General features: G+C 45.3%; 15 protein-coding genes and 2 tRNA genes. 4 read left to right on the top strand and 13 right to left on the bottom strand.

Annotated elements, in window-relative coordinates; translation table 11 throughout:
• Positions 1 to 19: 19 nt before the first annotated feature.
• From HMPREF0999_RS18030 to HMPREF0999_RS18020, 3 genes are all read right to left on the bottom strand, one after another.
• Entirely contained in the window at positions 20 to 985 is a 966-nt protein-coding gene (locus HMPREF0999_RS18030) for an alpha/beta hydrolase (protein WP_009276553.1), read from the bottom strand.
• Between the two features lie 126 nt (positions 986 to 1,111).
• Positions 1,112 to 2,719, bottom strand: coding sequence for a RagB/SusD family nutrient uptake outer membrane protein (locus tag HMPREF0999_RS18025; protein ID WP_009276552.1), 1,608 nt, complete (start codon positions 2,717 to 2,719; stop codon positions 1,112 to 1,114).
• A 30-nt stretch (positions 2,720 to 2,749) separates the two neighbouring features.
• Complete coding sequence (locus tag HMPREF0999_RS18020) at positions 2,750 to 5,839, bottom strand: SusC/RagA family TonB-linked outer membrane protein (protein ID WP_005865885.1); 3,090 nt, start codon at positions 5,837 to 5,839, stop codon at positions 2,750 to 2,752.
• A gap of 518 nt (positions 5,840 to 6,357) precedes the next feature.
• On the opposite strand from HMPREF0999_RS18020, the gene HMPREF0999_RS18015 reads away from it, so the two are divergent.
• Positions 6,358 to 6,912 carry a DUF3332 domain-containing protein gene (locus HMPREF0999_RS18015; RefSeq protein WP_005861730.1) on the top strand — a complete coding sequence of 185 codons (555 nt, stop codon included), beginning with the start codon at positions 6,358 to 6,360 and terminating at the stop codon, positions 6,910 to 6,912.
• Between the two features lie 97 nt (positions 6,913 to 7,009).
• The gene (locus tag HMPREF0999_RS18010) at positions 7,010 to 10,348 is read left to right on the top strand and encodes a glycoside hydrolase family 2 TIM barrel-domain containing protein (RefSeq protein ID WP_009276551.1); all 3,339 of its coding nucleotides are present in this window, start codon (positions 7,010 to 7,012) and stop codon (positions 10,346 to 10,348) included.
• A gap of 124 nt (positions 10,349 to 10,472) precedes the next feature.
• On the opposite strand, the gene HMPREF0999_RS18005 is transcribed toward HMPREF0999_RS18010, so the two are convergent.
• Together HMPREF0999_RS18005 and HMPREF0999_RS18000 are read right to left on the bottom strand one after the other, a co-directional pair.
• A complete protein-coding gene (locus tag HMPREF0999_RS18005) occupies positions 10,473 to 11,456 on the bottom strand; it encodes a TlpA disulfide reductase family protein (RefSeq protein WP_005861726.1) in 984 nt (327 codons plus the stop codon).
• A gap of 20 nt (positions 11,457 to 11,476) precedes the next feature.
• Positions 11,477 to 12,247 (bottom strand): EFR1 family ferrodoxin, encoded by a 771-nt coding sequence (locus HMPREF0999_RS18000; RefSeq protein ID WP_005861724.1) that lies wholly within the window; start codon positions 12,245 to 12,247, stop codon positions 11,477 to 11,479.
• An 88-nt stretch (positions 12,248 to 12,335) separates the two neighbouring features.
• On the opposite strand from HMPREF0999_RS18000, the gene HMPREF0999_RS17995 reads away from it, so the two are divergent.
• Positions 12,336 to 12,593, top strand: a complete 258-nt coding sequence (locus HMPREF0999_RS17995) for a hypothetical protein (protein ID WP_009276550.1) — start codon at positions 12,336 to 12,338, stop codon at positions 12,591 to 12,593.
• 228 nt (positions 12,594 to 12,821) lie between these two features.
• On the opposite strand, the gene HMPREF0999_RS17990 is transcribed toward HMPREF0999_RS17995, so the two are convergent.
• Genes HMPREF0999_RS17990 through HMPREF0999_RS17975 form a run of 4 tightly spaced genes read right to left on the bottom strand, consistent with a single transcriptional unit; the run spans position 12,822 to position 18,762 of the window.
• The gene (locus HMPREF0999_RS17990) at positions 12,822 to 14,096 is read right to left on the bottom strand and encodes a TolC family protein (protein WP_009276549.1); all 1,275 of its coding nucleotides are present in this window, start codon (positions 14,094 to 14,096) and stop codon (positions 12,822 to 12,824) included.
• 28 nt (positions 14,097 to 14,124) lie between these two features.
• On the bottom strand, positions 14,125 to 17,238 hold the full coding sequence (locus HMPREF0999_RS17985; RefSeq protein WP_009276548.1) for an efflux RND transporter permease subunit: 3,114 nt from the start codon (positions 17,236 to 17,238) through the stop codon (positions 14,125 to 14,127).
• Between the two features lie 6 nt (positions 17,239 to 17,244).
• On the bottom strand, positions 17,245 to 18,354 hold the full coding sequence (locus tag HMPREF0999_RS17980) for an efflux RND transporter periplasmic adaptor subunit (protein ID WP_009276547.1): 1,110 nt from the start codon (positions 18,352 to 18,354) through the stop codon (positions 17,245 to 17,247).
• Positions 18,355 to 18,402: 48 nt separating this feature from the next.
• On the bottom strand, positions 18,403 to 18,762 hold the full coding sequence (locus HMPREF0999_RS17975) for a hypothetical protein (protein WP_008774100.1): 360 nt from the start codon (positions 18,760 to 18,762) through the stop codon (positions 18,403 to 18,405).
• A 128-nt stretch (positions 18,763 to 18,890) separates the two neighbouring features.
• On the opposite strand from HMPREF0999_RS17975, the gene HMPREF0999_RS17970 reads away from it, so the two are divergent.
• Complete coding sequence (locus tag HMPREF0999_RS17970; protein ID WP_005865866.1) at positions 18,891 to 20,438, top strand: M28 family metallopeptidase; 1,548 nt, start codon at positions 18,891 to 18,893, stop codon at positions 20,436 to 20,438.
• A 141-nt stretch (positions 20,439 to 20,579) separates the two neighbouring features.
• Here HMPREF0999_RS17970 and HMPREF0999_RS17965 read toward each other — a convergent pair.
• The 4 genes from HMPREF0999_RS17965 to ffh all read right to left on the bottom strand — a co-directional run bounded on the left by HMPREF0999_RS17965 (position 20,580) and on the right by ffh (position 23,174).
• A tRNA-His gene (locus HMPREF0999_RS17965) sits at positions 20,580 to 20,653 on the bottom strand.
• Positions 20,654 to 20,745: 92 nt separating this feature from the next.
• Positions 20,746 to 20,819: transfer RNA gene (locus HMPREF0999_RS17960), tRNA-His, on the bottom strand.
• 98 nt (positions 20,820 to 20,917) lie between these two features.
• Entirely contained in the window at positions 20,918 to 21,814 is an 897-nt protein-coding gene (gene folD, locus HMPREF0999_RS17955; RefSeq protein WP_009276546.1) for a bifunctional methylenetetrahydrofolate dehydrogenase/methenyltetrahydrofolate cyclohydrolase FolD, read from the bottom strand.
• 22 nt (positions 21,815 to 21,836) lie between these two features.
• The gene (gene ffh, locus HMPREF0999_RS17950; protein WP_005861632.1) at positions 21,837 to 23,174 is read right to left on the bottom strand and encodes a signal recognition particle protein; all 1,338 of its coding nucleotides are present in this window, start codon (positions 23,172 to 23,174) and stop codon (positions 21,837 to 21,839) included.
• Between the last annotated feature and the right edge of the window lie 83 nt (positions 23,175 to 23,257).

Here is a 23,257-nt window from a genome sequence, read left to right as displayed (position 1 = left end):
ACCGCAAAGATACAACAGTTCAAGGTTTACTCACAAACTTTTCAATTAATATCAGCACATCCTTATGCAACGGAAGGGCCGGATCGGTATAGGTAGCCATCTGTTTTTGCTGATCCATCGTATCGCAAGTCTTCATCAGATGGTTCATATTCCCGATCAAATGGTAATCGGCCGAAGGTTGAGATCGCTTCAATAGTTCGGCGTCTTTTACGGATACTTGCATATCCTTATCCCCTTGCAAGATCAACACCGGGACTTTTAGTTTCTTGATGATTTCCTGCGGATTATACGTATACCATGAGATCATATAAGGCTGTACCGACGAGCGGAACAGGGCTTGCAAACCGATCGGCACGTCCGGTACGAGCTTCCCTTCCTTCAAGGACGTGTTTATGGATCTCACCATATTCCGGATCACTTCCGGTTGACCGGCCATCTGTTCCTCTATGATCTCATAAGCGGGACGCCCCGCACCCGCCACCGAAATGTATCCTTTCACTTTCGGATTATCCACCGAAGCCGCCATACCGACCAACGCTCCCTCGCTATGCCCCAACACATAGATTCCGGAGATCCGTTTGTCCTTGCTTAAATAATCGATCCAGCCTCGTGCGTCCTTGATCCCGTCCTCGAAACGCATGGAATACTCATCCTTTCCGGCCGAGGCACTCGAAGCGATACCCCGCTTATCATAACGCAGGGAAGCAATCCCCTTCCCTGCCAGCCCTTCCGCCAAATATCTCAAGGAATTATTCTTACCCGGCAAGGCGGCGGAGTTCCCGTCCATATCCGTAGGGCCGGAGCCGGGGATGATCAATACCACAGGATAACCGGACTCCTGATTGGGAGTTACCATCTTCCCTTTTAATGCCCCGGTAGACGTATTCAACACCACCGGACGCTCGTTCAACCGTACAGGCAACTGGGGCAGACCAGACAAGGATACGAGAAGAAAGCAAACGAAAGCTATCAGTTTCTTTTTCATAACGGAATCAATTTATATACTTAAAGCACACATGAGACATACAATCTCAGTATCCGCCAAATGTAACTAAAAAAGGGGAAAACCTCTCGGCCTTCCCCCTTCTTTATCTAACATCTTTATAGGAAATTAATACCCCGGATTCTGTTTCAAGTTTGGATTCTTATCCATGCTTGTTTGAGGAATCGGCAAGTAACGGTTACGAGAAGAGAACTGACGAGTCTCAATAACAGCCGTACCCGTGATTTCCGCACGTTTAGTAGGCTCAGACTCCCCATAATTAATCGTTCCTGTAACACGTAACAAATCACCATTCAGGACTTTCTCGGCAAGCATCTTTCCATCTTCCTGCCAACGGACGATGTCCGCACGACGCAAGCCTTCGCCGGCCAACTCTACCGTACGCTCACGACGGATCAATTCACGAAGTTTATCCTTCGTCCCATATTTAGCCTTATCCACTTCCCGCATTCCTACACGCTGACGGATCTGATTCAAATAACCATAGATCTCATCAGAAGGACCGCTCAACTCATTCGCAGCCTCCGCATACGTCAATAGAACCTCCGCATAACGGAATACGATCGGACAAGCTCCCGAGCTCCAAACATCTCCATATTGATCCATCGGATCCAAGTATTTCGCCCAAGTCAAAGCACTCTTGGAAGCATTATCTGTATAAGTCGGGAAGTTCTTGTTGACAGTACCATCTTGAAGTTTCTCGTCCAAAGTATTCAAGACATCACCTCTCCAGTCACGTCCCGGATATAAAATGGTCATGGCCATACGAGGGTCACGATTCGCGAACGGATGCTTTGCGTCATAAGTCTTCGACTCTTCTTTCGTCAATCCATCAGACATTTCATACATATCCACCAAATTCTGGGTCGGGACGATAGAAGACCAGCCTTGGTCTACATTATTGTACATTTGCCCGATGGTTCCCAATCCATCCAACGTCTCAATATTCTGATCCGCTAGGATTATCTCTTTAGAATCCACTCCCGATACCTTAAAAAGATTCGTATAATCCGGATCCAACTCATACTGCTTCAAATCAATGATTGCCTTAGCTGCGTCTTTTGCCTTTTGCCAATCACCATAATACAAAGCCTCACGCATCTTGATAGCTAAAACAGCACCTTTAGCGATATAGCCACGAGCCTCCGGAGCCTCCGCGATCCCAGCTAAGGCCTCGTCTAAATCCTTAGCTATATAATCGCGTACCTCTTGTTCCGTATTGCGTTCCACTTTAGCCTCGTCCGCACTTGAATAAGAACTAATAATAGGCACACCACCATACCACCAATTCATCAAGAAATACTTATAAGCACGGATCGCTTTAGCTTGAGCCACATAATTAGCTTTTACAGCGTCACTAGAAAACGTCACCTTGTCTACATTCTCCAAGAATGTATTCGCCTTACGAATCGACTTGTAATCATAAAGGATCTGCCCAGGATTAGAACTAGACAATGACCCATCCCCCCACGGGCGGAATCCTTCCCAAGGGAAATTATTATAGCCTATATCTGAGCCACAATCCAGATAAAGCAACGTATTTCCATCTAGCAAATCCTTATAACAGCCTACTATGAAGCCCTTCGCATCCGCCTCTGTCTGCCATGTGGTAGAAGGAGCCAACTGATCCTTAGGCACCGTATCCAGAAAATCTGAACACGAAGTAGATAACGCAGCCATACCAGCCGCCAACATATATATTGATAATCGTTTCATAAAATCTTCTATTTAAATGGTCTTAACTAATTAGAATGTCACATTTACGCCAAAAGAATTTGTCATCACTAATGGGTAGCTAGACAAACGGGAACTAACCGTCTCCGGGTCTACGTTCAATGGCATAGAATCTATCGTAAACAAATTCTCCGCAGAATAATAAACACGTACATTCGACAAACCGATAGCGTTCAGCACACTCTTTGGAAGCGTATATCCCAATTGCAATGTCTTCAGACGCAGGTAACTGGTATTAATTACCCAGAAATCAGACATCACGTTAGAAGCCTCACTCGGAGATTTTCTAGACTCCGCTACACGCGGCATACTTGCATTGGTATTTTCCGGTGTCCAGCTATCCAGCCATGCAGTAGAAGGATGTCCGGCACTACCCGAGAACTCACCAAACGCTTCTTTCGTAAACGCACGACCTACATTAGCCGCACCGGTGAAGTTCAAAGTCAAGTCAAATGCTTTATAGCCTACATTCAAGTTCAAACCAAATGTAACAACTGGATTGATAGTCTTAGACAATACACGGTCATCCGCATCCAGCTTTCCATCTCCATTCGTATCTACATAACGTAAATCACCGGCTTGAAAATCCTGTCCGAACGGGTAGCCGTCTTTTCCTTTATAGGTATCCATCCATTGCTGTGCCTCCGCGTCAGATTGGAAAAAGCCATCAGCCTTATATACATAGTAAGAATCGATTGGCTTTCCAACAAAACGCCACAAATCACCGTCATCAGGATTTGTCATACGGTCTACACCTCCTAAATCCTCGATCTTGTTCTTATTATAGGCCATATTTCCCATCACATTCAATGACCAGTCATTCCACTTATTGTTATAACCTAGCTGTACCTCGACACCTCGGTTACGCATAGAACCCACGTTGTCGAAATAAGGATCCAAGCCAAACTCAGTCGGGACCGGTACCTCCATGATGATATCCGTAGTCTTGCGATCATAGTAATCAAACGTGAAAGTCACATGATTAATAACCGCATCCAAGCCAATACCCCAAGTCGTAGATTTCTCCCATGACAAATCCTCGATACGATAGGCTTTCTGATAATATCCCGTCGTCAAGTTGCCTCCCATAGGATAATTACCATCCAAATTATAAGTCTGCATCCAAGGATAATATTGGTTCTCCCAAGGATTCGATTTATTTAAGGCGTCTTGATTACCTAACATACCCCAAGAAGCACGAATCTTCAAACTGCTCAACCAATCATGCGTACTTTCCATAAACTCCTCCTCGCTGATACGCCAAGCACCGGAGAAAGAAGGGAAATATCCCCAACGATGTCCCGGAGCAAAACGAGAGGAAGCATCCGCACGGAAGTTTGCCTCTAATAAATATTTTCCCGCAAAATCATAATTAATACGCCCAAAATAGGAAAGCATGGCAAGCTCTCGGCTCAAACCATCATTTGTTTGTGTAGAAGCCCCACCGGCATCCATATCATTCAGGCTATTACTCGGGAAATTATTCCTCTGCATCTGATTCTTGCTAACCTCATACTTCTCCGCATGATAACCTACCATCACTTTCAAGCCATGCTGACCAAAGTTCTTGCTGTAATTCAGCAAAGCATCGAAATTATAACGTTTCCAATTCACGAAACGTTCAACCAAGGAAGTGGTACGAGACGCAGATGCCGGATCATCCGGTATGCTCAGAACTCGCTCCGTATGACGTTGGTCCTCGTTCACATAGGCACCCGTCACAGTAGCCTTCAGCCCATCAATAATATCATAATCAACAGAAAGTGCCCCCGTAAAATTCTGGTTACAATTATCCACCGTCTGCCCGGAATCCAACCATGCGATAGGGTTACCATCGTTAGTTTGTCCGTATTTGCCATCCTTATCTTTGACTGGGATCATCGGGCTAATAATATTCAATTGACGGATAATCTGGTCGGAAGAACCACCATAATAGCTAGCATTCGGATCCGAGAAGTCATTCTTGATAAAAGACATGTTCATCCGAACAGCCAGTTTCTTCGTCAACTGCATATCCAGATTCGTACGTCCATTAAACTGTTTACGATCTGAGTTAGGAAGGATACCCGTCTGCCCTAAATATCCGGCCGAAGCCATATACTTCACGTTCTCCGCACCTCCTGTAATACTAACATTGTGTTTATGCAACAAACCTGTCCGATAAGCCTCATCATTCCAGTCCGTATTAGGATGTCCGTAAGGATCAGAGCCATCCTCAAACATCCGGATGTCCTCGTCACTATAACGTCCCGGCTCGAAACGATTCCACAAACGTGCGTAATCGGCTGAGCTGACACGATCAATCATGGAAGTAGCTTTCGAGGCACCCACATATCCGTTATAAGAGATACGAGGAGCACCCGTCTTACCACGTTTTGTCGTGATCAAGATAACACCATTAGAAGCCTTCGAACCGTAAATAGCGGCGGAAGAAGCGTCTTTCAATACAGAAATACTCTCAATATCATTCGGATCGATATCATTCATGGAGCCACTCTCGATACCATCGATCAAGATATATGGGCTGGCAGAGTTCAAAGTACCGACACCACGGATACGGATCGTACTACCATCCTGTCCCGGACGGCCTTGACCCGAGGTAACGGTTACACCCGGCATCATACCTTGAAGACCGGAAGACACGTTGGAGATAGGACGGCTTGTCAACTCCTTGCTATCCAATTGGGCTACCGCTCCCGACAAGTTCGCCTTCTGTTGCGTACCATAACCGACAACGATCACCTCATCTAATTTCTGGGTATCTTCCTGCAAGGATACATTGATGGAAGGCTCTCCATTATATTTGAATTCTTGAGTTAGATAACCGATAAAGGATACTTGGATCACATCCCCTTTCTTCACATCCAACACGAAATTACCATTCATGTCGGTTACAGTACCATTCGTAGTACCTTTTACAACTATTGACGCTCCAGCCACAGGGCCAAAACTGTCACTAACCGTTCCCTTCAAACTACCTTCTTGCTGGGAAATACCTACCCTCGGAGTTATCGCCGCACGATCAGAAGCATGAACCACACCCCCGGAACAAAACGCTGCAGACAATAGAACAAAACTGACAGGTCTTACAATTTTCAACATAAGAATCGTTTTTTGTTTATTAAATAGCTGTTACTATTATAAGACTTAAGGCATACTATTTTAGATCTCGTTTCTTATAATATTCACTCTTCTAAATCATTAATGTATAATTATAAATCCTCGGTTAACTACCATGAAAGCGCTTCTTCATCGTTCTGGCGGAACTTATAATCATTAGACGCAGCAAATATAGCACTATTTTTAATTATAAAACAAAAAAGACTAATTTTTCGCATACGAATCTAAAACGACACCACCTAATTATTAAAATATTTAACAAACAATCTTTTCAACCATAATCTTTTTTAGTATGGAGCTATGGACATCAAAGAGGTATATGGTTTGAAATTCAAACATGAAGTTAGTGTATATGAGTAATAAACGGAGTTCCGCCAGAACTACGTACTTATAGAAGCCTGACTAATATTAAGGCACTTATTCCATTTATTCCTTTATAACCACTATTTATCATGAAAAAGTTGTTATCTTCGTCCCTTGTAATAACTAATTATTAAATTATGAAAAAGAAAAGCTTAACTTTATTACTAGCGACTACGGTGGCAAGTAGTATCCTATTTTCGTCCTGTATAGGATCTTTTGGTTTAACAAACAAACTTTTAACGTGGAATAGAAGCATCGACAGTAAGTTTGTTAATGAGCTAGTGTTCATTGCTTTCTGGATTGTCCCGGTTTACGAGATTTCCGCTTTGGCTGATGTCCTTGTGATCAACTCTATCGAATTTTGGAGCGGAAGTAATCCTGTAGCGGATGTAGGTAACGTTAAAACAATCGATGGTAAAGACGGCGTTTATACCGTAGAAACAAAAGTTGATGGATACCATATCCAAAAGGAAGGCGATGAGAAAGCGGTTGACTTAGTTTTCAACGAGGCTGACCAAAGCTGGAATGTAGAAGCTAACGGAGAAAGCACAAAATTATTAAAATTCAATGGTGATGACGAAGTTGTCATGTATTTACCCGATGGCAAGGAAATGAATGTCGAGCTAAACCAAGCAGGTGTTTTAGCTTTCCAACAGGTAGCTGACGGATATTCTTACTATGCAGCTAAATAATTGAAAATTGAGAATTGAAAATTACGTAGAGTCACTTCTAATTCTCAATTCTCAATTTTCAATTCCCCAGTGCTAATCTAAATAAAATACGATGAATATGAACTCTATCAAAAAAATGATGCTTTCCGGAGCATTAGGTTGCCTTATTTCCGGAATGGCTTATGCGGACGGTTCTTCACCCCAACCCGTAAAACCTTATTGGCAAGACATTCAAGTCGTAGCCGTAAACAAGGAAAAACCCAGAAGCTCCTTCATGAGTTATGCGGACCGAGAAACCGCCCTCACCTCTCGATTTGAGAAAAGCCCGTACTATTCCCTATTAAACGGTACTTGGAAATTTTTCTTTGTCGACTCTTACAAAGATCTTCCTCAAAATATCACAGATCCTTCCGTTAATACCTCTTCATGGGATGATATAACCGTTCCCGGAAACTGGGAAGTACAAGGACATGGCGTAGCCATTTATACGAATCATGGTTACGAGTTTAAACCAAGAAATCCCCAACCTCCGTTATTGCCGGAAGCGAATCCGGTTGGCGTATACCGCAGAGACATCGAGATACCCGCAAGTTGGGATAACCGGGATATTTATTTACACATCGGCGGAGCTAAATCCGGCCTTTACGTATATTTAAACGGGAAAGAAGTGGGTTATAGCGAGGATTCCAAAAATCCCGCCGAGTTCCTGATCAATAAATACCTGCAACCCGGAAAGAATGTGCTTACATTAAAGATATTCCGTTGGAGCACCGGTTCTTATTTGGAATGTCAGGATTTCTGGAGAATGAGCGGTATCGAACGTGACGTATTCCTTTGGTCTCAACCCAAGGCCAGTATTCAAGATTTCCGTGTCGTCTCAACCTTGGACGATACGTATACGAATGGAATCTTCAAACTGGCGGTAGACTTAAAGAATCATACCCAAGAAACGAAAAATTTAAATGTCGGATATGAGCTTTTGGACGCAAAAGGTAATCTTGTGACCTCCGAGGCTAATGATATATGGGTAAGTCCTGCAAGTCCTCAAACAGCATCTTTCGAGTATGATTTAAAGAACGTAGCCCCTTGGAGTGCCGAGCATCCGAATCTATACAAATTATTGATGACGATAAAAGAAGAGGGTAAGGTAATCGAGGTAGTTCCATTCAACGTTGGTTTCCGCCGGTTCGAGATGAAGCAAATTGACCAAGTAGCGGAAGACGGAAAACCTTATACGGTCTTATTGTTCAATGGGCAACCGGTTAAGTTCAAGGGTGTCAATATTCATGAGCATAACCCGGAAACCGGACATTACGTAACCGAGGAACTCATGCGTAAGGATTTCGAGCTGATGAAGCAAAACAATATCAACGCTGTCCGCCTATGCCACTATCCGCAAGACCGTAAATTCTATGAACTCTGCGACGAATACGGATTGTATGTTTACGATGAAGCGAATATCGAGTCTCACGGTATGTATTACAGCCTGAAAAAAGGCGGCACTTTGGGTAATAATCCGGAATGGCTGATCCCGCATATGGACCGTACGATGAATATGTACGAACGAAACAAGAATTATCCGAGCGTTACTTTCTGGTCACTCGGAAACGAGGCTGGAAACGGATACAACTTCTATCAAACTTATTTATATCTGAAAGACAAGGAAATAAATAGCATGAATCGTCCGGTGAACTATGAACGTGCCCTTTGGGAATGGAATACGGATATGTACGTACCTCAATACCCGAGCGCTGAATGGCTAGAGGAAATCGGGCGTAAGGGTAGTGATCGTCCGGTAGCTCCTTCGGAGTATTCACATGCGATGGGAAACTCTTCCGGCAACTTATGGGATCAATGGAAAGCTATCTATAAATACCCGAACCTGCAAGGCGGATTCATCTGGGACTGGGTGGACCAAGGTATCTTGGAAAAAGATAAGAATGGACGTGAATATTATACCTATGGTGGTGACTATGGAGTAAACGCCCCTAGTGACGGAAACTTCCTTTGCAACGGTATAGTAAACCCGGATCGTACCCCGCATCCCGCTATGGCAGAGGTTAAATACGCCCATCAAAATATCGGGTTTGAGGCGATCGATTTAGCGAACGGTTTATTCCGCGTCACGAACCGTTTTTATTTCACGAACCTAAAGAAATATATGGTCCACTATAGCGTAACAGCCAATAATAAAGTTGTACGCTCCGGTAAAGTCTCTTTGGACATAGAACCCCAAGCTTCTAAGGAATTTACGGTTCCCGTAGGCAACTTAAAGCCACAAGCCGGTACGGAATATTTCGTAAACTTCAACGTAACGACCGTAGAAAAAGAGCCGTTAATCCCTATCGGACACGAAATCGCTTGCGATCAATTCCGCTTACCGATCGAAAGCCCCAAGAAGGCGTTTAAGACCAGCGGCCCTAAATTAACGGTTTCGACAAATGGAGATAACTTATCGGCATCCTCCTCAAAGGTAAACTTCGTGTTTAACAGGAAGACAGGAATCGTTACTTCTTATAAAGTGGATGGTACGGAATATTTCAGCGAGGGTTTCGGTATCCAACCGAACTTCTGGCGTGCGCCGACCGATAACGATTACGGAAACGGTATGCCAAAACGCTTGCAAGTCTGGAAGGAAAGCAGCAAGAACTTCAACGTGACAGACGCTACCGTCACTATGGATGGCAATAACGCCGTGGTTAACGTGAACTATTTATTGCCGGCAGGAAATCTATACATTGTTAATTATACGATCTATCCAAGCGGAGCCGTAAATGTGGCCGCCCGTTTCACATCCACGGATATGGATGCCGCCCAAACCGAGGTATCGGAAGCTACTCGCACGGCAACCTTCACTCCGGGACGTGACGCCGCCCGTAAAGAGGCTTCCAAACTAAACGTTCCTCGTATCGGTGTTCGCTTCCGCTTACCGGCAAGTATGAATCAAGTGGAATATTTCGGACGGGGACCTGCTGAGAACTACTTGGACAGAAACGCCGGTAGTATGATCGGCTTATATAAATCTACAGCCGAGGAATTATATTTCCCATATGTACGCCCGCAGGAAAACGGTCATCATACCGACACTCGTTGGGTATCACTTAGTACCGGCAAGAAAGGCTTGTTGATCCAAGCGGATAATACGATTGGATTTAACGCTTTGCGTAATTCCATAGAGGATTTCGATGACGAGGAAGCAACTGGGCTACCCCGTCAATGGAGTAATTTCACACCAGAGCAAGTAGCGAACCATGATGAAGCCGCAGCAAAGAGCGTATTACGTCGCCAGCATCATATCAACGATATCACGCCTCGCGACTTCGTTGAGGTTTGCGTCGACTTGAAACAACAAGGTGTAGCAGGTTATGATAGCTGGGGTTCACGTCCGGAACCAGCTTATACATTACCCGCAAACCGGGAATACAACTGGGGCTTTACCCTTATTCCGCTTAAATAAAGAAAAGTCATAACTTATCCATAACAAAGGGAGTGTATTAGGCTTAATCCAATACACTCCCTTTGTTTATACTACTGCAACGGCTTTGCAGCACTACTGCAAGGCGGGTTGCAGTAACGTATCCTTATTTAATCACTTCCTTCAAGGTATTCTGTAAGTCTTCTCCAGTGATATTCTTGGCGATGATCACCCCATTCGGATCCAATAACACATTTGCCGGAATACCTCGTACCCCATAAAGAGCAGGGATCTCAGAATCCCAATATTTCAAGTCGGAAACGTGAGCCCAAGTCAGATGATCATCTGCGATCGCTTTCTGCCATTTAGCCTTATCCTTGTCCAAGGATATACCTACGATCGTAAAGTTCTTATCCTTATATTGCTGGAAGGCATTTACCACGTTAGGGTTTTCCTTGCGACACGGGGGACACCAAGAGGCCCAAAAATCCAATAACACATATTTTCCCCTAAAGTCCGACAATGACACAGAAACTCCTGCAGTATCCGGCAAGGAAAACTCCGGAGCGACTTGTCCGATCTGTACGTGTTCTAATTGTTTGATAATACCGTCCAAGTCCTTCACATAAGGACTATTCGCCAATACCGGGGAAATCTTCGCACGAGTCGCCTTCAAATCATCCAAAGATAATTGGTAGGTAAAATAACGATATAGATAGAACGACGCCGCCGGAGAATCTGGATATTTCGAAATCAAACTGTCAATATCATACCCTTCCTCAAATACCTTCTCCGCATTTTCTTGAAAGACATCATTCACCGGTGAATTCTGTACGGTAATAGTCTCCCCGTCATTCCCGATCTTGACATTCATATCCGTATTCTCCAAGAAAAGTTGAACCGGATAGTTCATGCTCTCGGTTGCCAAACCGAATAGTAAAGGCTGATCTACCTCACCTTTAAAGGTGAATTTCCCATCTTTGATCTCCGCCGTATCCACGTCAAAGAACATTTTATTACGGAATGACTTCAAGTAAATTTTACCGTCGGGCATATTCTCTACCTCACCATTGATAACATATCCTTTTGGAACTTCTTGGCAACCAACCACCAAAAGGCCGGCAAGCGCCATCATACAAAATTGCTTCATTTCTCTATTCTATTTATTGATTACTTAAACCCAGGGTGATGATAACGTCCCTTTTTCAACGAGATCTTACCATATTCTATCGCACGCACCGGGCAACGATGAATGCAGGCAACACACTGAACGCAAGAATCGGCCCATTCCGGTTTTCCGTCACCCGACAGGGAAATCGTACCGGTCGGACAGACCTTCGCACAGATGCCGCAAGAGATACAGGCATCCGTAGCATAAAATCGGTTGCCGCCTATCGCAAAGTGAGTGAACAACGGATAGACCATATAGCTCTTCAAAAGAGGGACACTTCCCGCATAATACAAAGAGGGATTTCTCTTCTGCCGGATCGCCTCTACGATCTCGCCTACACGTTCCGGCGCTTTTTCCAGTTTCTCAGTCTCTACCATCTTACTATCCACGTCGAAGCCGGGCATCAAGACATAATTGTTCGGCATTTGTACAGAGAATCCTCCGGTTACGGCAATTCCCCGCCTCGCCAAGATGCTCCGCATGATCCGATCCGTATATCCACAATCATCACCACAAGTACAGACGAAATAAACCTCTTGCCCCTTATATCCGGACAGGATCAACCGGGAAATAAAGCGGGGCACCAATACAGCCGGCCCCCAAGAATGGACAGGGAACACAAAAAACACTTTCTCCCTCTCCCCCAATGGATAAGCATTCTTACCCTCATTCAACGCATCGGCAATGGAAACCAACGGCTCATCGAAAGCCGTCCCTAACGCTTCCGCAACCCAACGGGAGTTTCCTGTCCCTGTAAAGTAGAATATCATGCGCTCATTTTTTTAGATACAAAAATACATAATATCCAAATATATACGCTATCTTTATCTAGTTTAAGAAACCTAAAAAACAAATCTTATGACAACGATGGAATTAAATTTACGGAAAGAATATCTCTATGACTTGATAAAAGGCATGGATGAGGAAAGATTATCGAAAGTGGAGACCTATATAAAACGTTTGTGCTCTCCTACTTCCAAAAAGGCAACGAACTACCCTTGGACGCCATCGGTAGAAGAATTAGAATCTATGATAGCCGAATCTGAAGAAAACTATGAGAAGGGACTTTATATAGAGGAAGAAGAGATGAATAAGTTTTTTGAATCGATGAGATGAAACAAGCCATTACAAAATATTGTATTGTATAGAAAATGATGATTTCATCCACATTGTAGTCGTTTTCGATTGCAGGCAACCCCCCAATAAATAAATATCTTTTTTCAAATAAAAAAACAGCTATATCAAAAGTATTATAACCGGACGTTGGTTTCACAGAAAAACATCTATTTGTAAAGTCTACGTTACCAACGCCCGATTATAAAAACTTACACTCTTAGGAGATGATCAGATCTCAATATCCCAAAAACCCGCCGAACGTTCTAATTCGACCAAGGCTGAGCTGTAATTAAACAGCGTCTCAATATACTGAGCTTGTACTTCATCGTAAGTACGCTGGGCGTCCAAGACTTCCAACAAAGAGACTTCCCCCCTATTATAGCTGTAAATCTTGCCATCCATCACCTCACGGGCTTGCCTTAAAAGCCCATCCTGATAATGATTGACTTGCTCGGCGAAAGATTGATAATTGCGATATGCCTGCATCACCTCCGTCTGCACTTGCAAAAGAGCCTGCTTATATTGCGCTTCCGCTTGTTGCTCCCGATAACGAGCGGCACGAACCGTCCCCTTATTGAAATTAGAGAATTTCAAAGGAACAGCGATACCTGCCGTCACTCCGGTAAAAGGAGGCGCCGGGGCTTCCTCATTATAAACCCGGGCATTACGGCTTACGGCGATAGACAAATCCACATCCGTATTCCGCTCCCGGCGAGCTACTTTCAAGGCTCTAGCGGCCACTTCCTTGTTTTTTAAGGCAGCTACCAAATCCGTACGCCCCTCGCTTGCCGCCGTTATTAAGTCAACAAGGATAAAATTCCGAGGCTCCATACGTAACTCGGCCTCTGGGTGAAATAAAGTATCCATACTGAAAGTCCCCGTCAAGAGGTTTAAGTTCGAGAAAGCATTCTTTAATTCCGCACCGGCTTGCAACAACTCGTTCCGCAAGACCCCGGCCTCCACCCGGCTCTGCGTAGCGTCCACCTCACGGATTTGCCCTAAAGAGAAACGGATACTGTCGCTCTCCGCCAATGCCCGGATATTCTCATAGGCATTCTCCTTTACTTTATACAACTCATGTTGCTTTAAGGCTTCCATATAGGCAATCGTAGCGTCTGCCCGGAGATTCCGGAAATAATCGGCCAACAATGCCTCGGTCAACTCACTCTCGCTACGTGCCAATGAGATATTCGCACCCCGTTTCCCAAAAGAGAAAGTTTTGCTCAGTTCTACCTCAACACCTTCTCCCATCTGCAAGGAATTATTCTCATTATTGAAATAAGACACGGAAAGATTCGGATCGTTAAACACCTTTGCCGCCGTTACCTCGGCCTTAGCGGCCGGCACATTCAATTTCTCCGACACATACTCAAGGTTACCTTCCGCAACCCGCTCCATATATTGCCGATACGTAAGCGGAACCATGGTCTGGGCATTCGCGGATAAGCATCCGCAGAGTAACGACAGGATTATATATTTCTTCATATCTTCTAATCTAAACATAGTACATCTTTTTAATTCCACCGCCGGATTAAGCGTGCAGCTCTTTTTCCTCCGATACCGGCGTCAAATCCTTCCCCTCATAATGCTTCTCGATCATATAGTATAAAGCGGGAAGCACATAAAGCGTGATTACCGTAGCAAATAAAAGCCCGTAAACGATTACCGTAGCCAAGGGACGCTGCACGTCCGAACCGATCCCCGTACTGACAGAGGCAGGAAGCAATCCCAAGACCGCAACCGTAGCCGTCATCAAGATCGGACGGAAACGGTGCTTGGTTCCCGTTATCACCGCATCTTTCAAATCCCGCTCCCTCGTACGTAAGTTATTGATATGGGAAATCATGATCACGCCATTTTGGATAGCGACACCGACCAAGGCGATAAAACCAACCGCCGAGGAGACATTCAATGTCATTCCCCGCACATTCAACGCCAACATACCACCAAACAAAGCCAAGGGAACGACACTCATCATCAAAGCCGCCTGCCGGAATTTACCGCAAGCCGCAAACAACAAAAGCAGCATCAGCCCCAACGCCAAAGGAACCACAGCCCCCAAACGGGCATACGCACGATGCTGGTTCTCGAACTGTCCGGCCCATTTCAAATGCACGGAATCATGATCGTATTTCACCTCTTTATCGATCAACGCATTCGCCTTATTCAAGAACGCCGTCAAGTCCACGCCACGTAAATTAACCCGTACCGTCAAGTGCCGCTTATTCATCTCACGGGTAATCGTACTGGCACCAGTTGTCATCTTAATCTCCGCTACTTGCGAAAGAGGAATCTTTGTTCCGGAACCGGTAGTCAGCAATAGATTTCCGATACGTTCGGGAGAATTGCGGCTAGCGTCATCGAAACGACAAATCACGTCATAACTTTTACTTCCGACAAATATCTGGGAAATAGAAGCTCCACCGATCGCTAACTCAATCAAATCAGCCACATCCGACACGTTCAAGCCATACTGGGCGATACGGGCACGATCCGCAATAATCTGCAATTGCGGCAACGGAGGCTCTTGATCTACCGCTACGTCGGCAGCACCCGGTATTTCCTTCAACACATTAGCGACTTGATCCGCAATATGGCGACTTTCCGTAATATCATCGCTATAAATCTTCAGCGCCAAATCACTATGAGCCCCAGCGATCTGATCCATCACCATATCGATGATCGGCTGGGAGAAACCGACCGAGTAGCCGGGCATGGTCTCCAACTTAGCCGCCATTTCCTCGATCAGATCCGCTTTCGTCTTACCGAATTTCCATGTACTATAGGGTTTCAATCCCACGCCACACTCCACATGAGAGAGTGAGAACGCTTCCGCCCCCTCATCATCGCGACCGACTTGAGTCATTACATATGAGACTTCCTTAAACTCTTTCAAAGTCTTCCGAAGCTCCGCCCCCATCTCCTTCGATTTCTCAATGGAAATACCCGGAGGAAGCTGTACCTGTATCCAGATCGCCCCCTCATCCAACGGAGGCAAGAAGTCTTTTCCTACGGTATAACTTAAAATCCCCGCTCCCAGCAATATCGCCAGTAACGGTACAATAACCCGTCTTGGCTTCTCCATCAATCGGACAATTTGTGAATGATAAGCCGTGGAAAGTTTCTCCAACCAACGATTATGGTAAATCTTTCCCGGCTTACGATACGCATAAAAGGCCAATCCCGGAATCAAGAACAAGGCCACACACAAAGCGCCCAGCAAAGCATACCCTACGGTATAAGCCATCGGCGTAAACAATTTCTTCTCAATATGCTCAAAAGCGAACAAAGGAAGATAGGCTGTTATAATAATTAATGTAGAGAAAAAGATCGGGCGAGCCACCTCAGTCGTACGGCGCAAGATCGAATCTTCCGTCAATACCTCATCCGGATGCCGTTCCCTTTTCTTCAAGACCGTCTCCATCATCACGATCGCTCCGTCTACCAAAATACCGAAGTCTATAGCGCCTAAGGAAAGTAGGTTCGCAGGAATATTCGTAACATGCATCAAGATAAAGGCAATCAATAGAGACAAGGGAATGGTTAAGGCCACCAACAAAGCGCCACGCCAACTCCCCAAGAATAAGATCAGTACTAAGACAACCAATACCATACCCTCGAACAACGTATGCGATACGGTATGCAAGGTCGTATTAACCAAATCCGTACGATCCATAAACGGATGGATACGGGTTCCCTCGGGAAGTGTCTCGTTATTTAGTTCGTCTACCGCCTTATGCACATCATCCAACACCCGGGACGGATTCTCCCCCCTGAGCATTTGTACGATACCTTCCACGCCATCGGAGTAATCACGGGTATCGTCCGTAAAACCTAAAACGCCCTTACGCTCCAAGTTTCCGTATTTCAGTTTACCGATATCATTCAAGTAGACCGGGACACCATTCACTGTCTTGATCACGATATGCCCCAAGTCTTCCAAGTCCTTAACCAGACCGATTCCACGGATCACATAACTCAAATCCCCCCGGCTTAACATACTACCACCGGCGTTCACGTTATTCTTCTCTATCTTTTCCGTAATATCCCCTAAGGTAATGTCGTATTGCTCCATCTTATAAGGGTTCACCTCGATCTGATATTGGGTAGTGATACCGCCGTAATTACTTACATCCGCTACACCCGTAACCTGTTTCAGTCTCGGAATAATTACCCATTTATGCAAATCGGTCAACTCCCTCAAGTCTAAACGGTCACTTTCCACCACATAACGAAAGATCTCTCCCGTCGGCGAAGTCAAAGGATTTAAGCCGGGAACCGCATTATAAGGAAGCTCCACGTCTACCAACCGCTCTTGTACACGTTGCCGGGCCCAATAATCCTCAATACCATCATCAAAAACCAATACGACCGTAGATAAACCAAACGTATTCTTGCTACGCATTACGTTTAGTCCCGGCAGACCATTCATAGCCCGCTCGATCGGAATACTGATTTGTTGCTCGATCTCCTCGGCGGCCAATCCGGGAACCTGCGTCACGACTTGCACGGTGGTATCGGCGATATCCGGATAAGCATCTATCGCCAACCGCATCCAAGAATAATAACCAACGATCGCTAAGAACAGAAATAACACGAACATCAGTCCTCGCCGATGTATCGCCAAGTAAATAATCCTTTTCATAATCCGTTAGCGTGCGTCAAGTAAATAAAACGCTCCCGTAACTACGATCTCGTCACCTACATTCAAGCCGGATAAAACCACCGTCTTGCCATCTTCAGTATGGCCGGTCTCGATCTTTTGTTTCCGGTAATCGTTATTCCCCAATTCCACCAATACGTACATGTTCTCCTCTTCCTGCAAGATAGCGGAAGTAGGTATACGGATCACCTCCGCCTCACGGTCGCTCAGCTTGACCGTGCCGTACATCTCCGGCTTCATCAAACGGGTACTGTTATCGCACTCGATCAAGACCTCCACCGAACGGGTATCGGGGTCCAGCATCTCGCTGATGTGATAAATCTTTCCCGATATCGGTTTATCCGGCATGGCTACCAACCGGATTTCCACCTCATCCAAAGCCTGTATTAAACTCAAATCCTTCTCTTTTACATGGGCGACCACCCATACCTTGCTCAAATCGGCGATGACAGCTACAGGCTCGGCGTCCTCTTTCATATATTGCCCGATTACGATCCGATCTTTCACGACCTCACCGGCTATAGGCGAGCGAACGATCAATGGTTGCCCCAAAGCCATTTCATCCGGATTAATCTGAAAGACTTTCAATGCCGCTACCATATTCTCATAGTCTTTTTTCTTTAACTCGTAATTCACCTCGGCCTCTTCCAATTCCTTTTGGACACCAACCTTGTTTTTCATCAAGTCTTTCTCCCGATTCAAGCTTTTCAAGGCCAGTTCCATCTCTTGGTAAGCTTGGTAATAAGATTTCCCCGCCTCATAAACAGCGGGAGCGCTAATCTCGAAGATCGGACTACCCGGGGCCACTTTTTGCCCTAAGCGAACGAACGATTTCGTAATTCGCCCGCTTACAGGTGAAGCCACCTCCGCATAATTAGAAGGAATCGCCTGTACGACCCCCGAGGTGGTAAACTCCATACGGTAAGGTTCCTGTTTAACCGTTTCCTTTGTCAACTTGGATAAAACAGGAGATTCGGAACCGATATGTATAATATCTCCTTTGAGTGTTACGGCATGCGCAGACTCATCCTCTTGCTTTTGGGTATGGCAAGAGCATAATACTATTGCTGGAAGCAATAGTAAAAATATAGATTTCATATAAGATGCGTAAAATGTTTAGTATAAAAAGTGATTCTAATGCTTGATTCAAACTACTATACCAAACGAGGGAGGCGCACGGGATTCGCCACGCCGCACAAGACGCAAGACAACCTCTTTCTTTAGAAAGACGAGCACTACCATCAAAAGCGCCCAAGCCATAACCAAAGGTAAGTACGGAATTAACTCCAGACACAATTCGGTCAGCTCTTCAATCGTATTAAACGCTACCGTACTATGCTCATGATGAGGCAAGCCGTCGGCTCCCGGCAGATAGGGATGAGAGTGAGTGATACTAGAGTTTAGGAAATGATGCGTATGGGTAAAGGCCGTGCCACCCACGTAGTAACTCATAAAGAGTACTACCAAGAGGGGTCTTAACCACTTCAAGCTACGCATTGTTTTCATTCGCCATCTGTTTACTTCGCAAAGTTATAAAAGAAACTGCCATTTCATTTGCAATAAGTCAAAATTTATTCCTTTATTTGCATACACTGAATAATAAACAGTCATATCAATGAAATAAACACTACTTTATGAGAAAAATCTTACTTGTTTGTGCGGCATTAGCCTGCATGACAGTCTCCCCTGTACCAGCTCAGGACGCTGCCGTAAAAAAAATCATCGAGATGGGTCAGAACGATAATCAAGTGATGCATCAGCTGGATATCCTTACGAACCGCTTTGGCGGACGTTTAATCGGTTCCGACGCTTATGAGAACGCCGCCGAGTGGATGGTGCGTGAGTTTAAGAGTTGGGGACTCGATGTCCAATTAGAAGAAGCCGGTACCGTCCCTGTCGGCTTTAATCGAGGACCTTGGTTCGGACGCTTGTTGAGCGACAACGGAATGATCCTGCATTTCGCCACCCCTTCCTACACTTCCGGAACGAAAGGCGTGCAACGTGGGCATGCGGTGATGGAGCCTCGTAACGACGAGGAGTTCCAGCAAATCAAAGGAAGATTGAATGGTGCTTGGGTTCTTATCTCAGGGAAAAATGTAGGTTGGCCTATCGACCGCTCCGCCTCGGGAGATTCCATCCGTGCGGAGATCAAGAAAGAGAACAACGAGATCATGAAGAAAAACAATGATCTAAGACGCCGCAACTGGGAAAACGGGGAGAAAAACGAGATGTTGCCTTATAAAGAATTCCCCGGATTATATTATAAGGAAATGTGCGAGGCCGGAGCTTTAGGTTTTATCCAATCCTCCACCGTACCTATCCGTGCGTTATACGACCGGAAAATGATGAACGACCCGAATACGAACTTCGACAATCTGCCGGAACTTCCGGATATCAAATTAGACGAGCATCAATTCGCGATCATCGAACAAATGGTGAAAGAGAGACGTACATTCGAACTAGAGTTCGATATTCGTAATCATTTTAAATTAGGCCCGGTTAAATACCATAATGTCGTAGCGTCTATCAAAGGCAGCAAATACCCGGACGAATATGTAATTATCAGCGGTCACCTAGATGCTTTCGACGTGGCTACCGGAGGCATCGATTGCGGTACTGGAATCGGACCGATGATGGAAGCCGCTCGCATGATCGCCAAATCCGGAGCCAAACCTAAGCGCACGATCTTATTTATCGGATTCGCCGGTGAGGAATTTGGCTTATTAGGAGCACAAGCTTGGGTGAAAGCGCATAAGGATAAATTACCCAAAATCGCTAATTTGTTCAATCGTGACGGAGGCCCGGAACCTCCTGTCGGTATCTCCGTCCCTCAAGCCATGTATGATGATTTCGTGAAGATCAGCGAACCCATCCAAAAAATCCGTCCGGACTATCCTTTCGAGGTAAAAGTTCGTGAACCCCGTAAACGCCCGACACGCATGGGGGGAACAGACGCATCAGTTTTCGCCATCGAAGGTGTCCCTACATTAGGTTTCACCACAGAGGATTTCAAAGGATATGATTTTGATTACGGCGAAATCTGGCATACGGAACGGGATTTATACACAAAGAACATCCCCGAATACCAAGAACATACGGCTACTGTTACCGCTATCATAGCCCTCGGTGTAGCGAATCTGGATAAGCAATTATCAAGAGAAGGTTTATATACCGAAGAGTAGGTCAGCACGATCGCTATTATAAGGAGTTTACAATGCCTATTGTAAGCTCCTTATGATGGGCATCATAAAAGACTTACAATGCCCATTATAAGAAATAGAAAAAGGATATGCCCTAATAGGCATATCCTTTTCTCATTCTAGGGTGAAAGATGGGGCTCGAACCCACGACCCTCGGAACCACAATCCGATGCTCTAACCAACTGAGCTACTCTCACCATATAAAAAAAACTTTCATTCTTCATAGACGCCTTGGTTTATAAAACCTTGTTTTATTCATAACAAGATTTTTATCTAAAAAACCACAATGGGTGAAAGATGGGGCTCGAACCCACGACCCTCGGAACCACAATCCGATGCTCTAACCAACTGAGCTACTCTCACCATATCCGCCTTTCAAAGGATTCCCCCTTTAAGACGGCGCAAAGATAGGTATAAATTCTGATTACACAAACCTTTTGCGAACTTTTTTATCCATCCACTTACTTATAGATCGCTTTCTTTCCCGCTAACAATGTGTTACGCATCAAAGAAATGATTGTCATAGGCCCTACGCCACCCGGAACCGGAGTGATATAGGAACATTTAGGAGCGACCTCATTAAACAAGACATCTCCCGTTAACTTAAATCCGCTCTTGGTTATGCTGCTTGGCATACGGGTTGTTCCCACGTCAACGATCACGGCGCCTTCCTTCACCATATCCCCTTTCAAGAATTCAGGAACACCTAAAGCCACGATAATAATATCAGCAGACAAGCACATCTCCTTCAAGTTCTTAGAACGGCTATGGCATACGGTCACCGTACAATCGCCCGGATAAGATTTCTGCATCATCAAGGTAGCCATCGGCTTGCCGACAATATTGCTGCGTCCCAAAACCACGCAATGCTTTCCTTGCGTCTCGATATGATAACGCTTCAATAATTCCAAGATACCGGCAGGCGTAGCCGATACGAAACAAGGTAAACCGATAGACATACGTCCCACGTTAATCGGATGGAAACCGTCCACATCTTTACGATAATCGATCGCCTCGATCACCTTCTGCTCGGATATATGTTTCGGAAGCGGAAGCTGTACGATAAAGCCATCCACATCCGGATCATTATTTAACTCATCGACCTTACGAAGCAATTCTTCCTCCGTAACATCCTCCTCAAAGCGAATTAAGGTAGACTTAAAACCAATCTCCTGACAAGTCTTGACTTTACTAGCCACATAAGTCTCGCTACCACCGTCATGGCCCACCAAAATAGCGGCCAAGTGAGGGATCTTACCTCCGGCAGCCTTGATCTGGGCTACCTCCTCAGCCATCTCCTTCTTCATCTGAGCGGAAACGGCCTTACCATCCAGCAATTGATAATGTTGTTCTTCCATATTATTGATTGTCTCCTGTTAATTAACGTCTGAACGAGGGCTTCATCGAAGGTAGCTTCATCTTCCCCGACTTTGCGGAAGTAAGCATACGCATCATCTTACGGGTCTCATCAAATTGCTTGATCAGCTTGTTCACCTCCTGGATGCTCGTACCGCTACCTTTGGCGATACGCTGACGGCGTGAGCCATTCAAGATAGCCGGATTGCTACGCTCATCCGGAGTCATCGAATAAATGATAGCCTCGATACTCTTGAACGCGTTATCATCGATATCCACGTCTTTCAATGCCTTTCCTACGCCCGGGATCATGGATGCCAGCTCTTTCAAGTTACCCATCTTCTTGATCTGTTGGATCTGGGAGATAAAGTCGTTAAAATCGAACTGGTTCTTAGCGATCTTCTTCTGCAAGCGTTTCGCTTCTTCCTCGTCATATTGCTCTTGCGCACGTTCCACCAAAGACACGATATCACCCATGCCCAAGATTCGATCCGCCATACGTTCAGGGTGGAAAATATCCAAGGCATCCATCTTCTCGCCCGTACCGACAAACTTAATCGGCTTATCAACAACCGTACGGATCGACAAAGCGGCACCACCACGGGTATCACCATCCAACTTCGTAAGTACGACGCCGTCGAAGTTCAGCCGCTCATTAAATTCCCTTGCGGTATTCACGGCATCCTGACCCGTCATGGCATCTACCACGAACAAGGTCTCATCCGGCTGGATAGCGCTCTTGATAGCGGCGATCTCGTTCATCATCTGCTCATCGATAGCCAAACGACCGGCGGTATCCACGATCACGACGTCATTGCCTTTAGCCCGTGCCTCGCGGATAGCGTTCATAGCGATCTCCACCGGATTCTTATTCTCCAATTCCATGTATACCGGAACACCTACCTGCTCTCCGACTACACGCAACTGCTCGATAGCTGCCGGACGATACACGTCGCAAGCGGCTAATAATGGTTTCTTATTTTTCTTGGTCTTTAATAAAGACGCTAGTTTACCTGTGAAAGTAGTCTTACCCGAACCTTGCAAACCGGACATCAATATAATGGCGGGATTTCCCTGCAAATTCACGTCAACCGCCGTGCCACCCATCAAGCTGGCCAACTCATCGTGAACAATCTTAACCATCAACTGACTAGGCTTAACCGATGTAAGCACGTTCTGTCCTAAAGCCTTCTCTTTTACCGTATCCGTAAAACTCTTGGCAACCTTATAATTGACGTCGGCATCCAACAACGCTTTACGCACATCCTTCAATGTTTCCGCCACATTGATCTCGGTAATCTTGCCTTCGCCCTTCAACAGTTTAAACGATCTGTCTAACCTTTCGCTTAAGTTCTCAAACATAATTCGTATGTGTATTTATATTATTTTCTACTGGATTAAGGGGCAAAGGTACGAAAAAGAGATGAGTATGCGATGAAAGCGAT

This window comes from Parabacteroides sp. D25, assembly GCF_000307475.1.
In the GTDB taxonomy this organism is placed as follows: Bacteria; Bacteroidota; Bacteroidia; order Bacteroidales; family Tannerellaceae; genus Parabacteroides; species Parabacteroides distasonis.
Note: the sequence above shows the minus strand (reverse complement) of the source record. Positions and strands in the feature narration are given on the sequence as shown.

Coding starts and splice junctions, on each gene's coding strand:
- ffh (WP_005861632.1), bottom strand. CDS start 23,174: ATGTTTGAGAACTTAAGCGAAAGGTTAGACAGATCGTTTAAACTGTTG.
- HMPREF0999_RS17995 (WP_009276550.1), top strand. CDS start 12,336: ATGACAACGATGGAATTAAATTTACGGAAAGAATATCTCTATGACTTG.
- HMPREF0999_RS18000 (WP_005861724.1), bottom strand. CDS start 12,247: ATGATATTCTACTTTACAGGGACAGGAAACTCCCGTTGGGTTGCGGAA.
- HMPREF0999_RS18020 (WP_005865885.1), bottom strand. CDS start 5,839: ATGTTGAAAATTGTAAGACCTGTCAGTTTTGTTCTATTGTCTGCAGCG.
- HMPREF0999_RS18030 (WP_009276553.1), bottom strand. CDS start 985: ATGAAAAAGAAACTGATAGCTTTCGTTTGCTTTCTTCTCGTATCCTTG.
- HMPREF0999_RS18005 (WP_005861726.1), bottom strand. CDS start 11,456: ATGAAGCAATTTTGTATGATGGCGCTTGCCGGCCTTTTGGTGGTTGGT.
- HMPREF0999_RS18015 (WP_005861730.1), top strand. CDS start 6,358: ATGAAAAAGAAAAGCTTAACTTTATTACTAGCGACTACGGTGGCAAGT.
- HMPREF0999_RS17985 (WP_009276548.1), bottom strand. CDS start 17,238: ATGAAAAGGATTATTTACTTGGCGATACATCGGCGAGGACTGATGTTC.
- HMPREF0999_RS18025 (WP_009276552.1), bottom strand. CDS start 2,719: ATGAAACGATTATCAATATATATGTTGGCGGCTGGTATGGCTGCGTTA.
- folD (WP_009276546.1), bottom strand. CDS start 21,814: ATGGAAGAACAACATTATCAATTGCTGGATGGTAAGGCCGTTTCCGCT.
- HMPREF0999_RS17990 (WP_009276549.1), bottom strand. CDS start 14,096: ATGTTTAGATTAGAAGATATGAAGAAATATATAATCCTGTCGTTACTC.
- HMPREF0999_RS18010 (WP_009276551.1), top strand. CDS start 7,010: ATGAACTCTATCAAAAAAATGATGCTTTCCGGAGCATTAGGTTGCCTT.
- HMPREF0999_RS17975 (WP_008774100.1), bottom strand. CDS start 18,762: ATGAAAACAATGCGTAGCTTGAAGTGGTTAAGACCCCTCTTGGTAGTA.
- HMPREF0999_RS17980 (WP_009276547.1), bottom strand. CDS start 18,354: ATGAAATCTATATTTTTACTATTGCTTCCAGCAATAGTATTATGCTCT.
- HMPREF0999_RS17970 (WP_005865866.1), top strand. CDS start 18,891: ATGAGAAAAATCTTACTTGTTTGTGCGGCATTAGCCTGCATGACAGTC.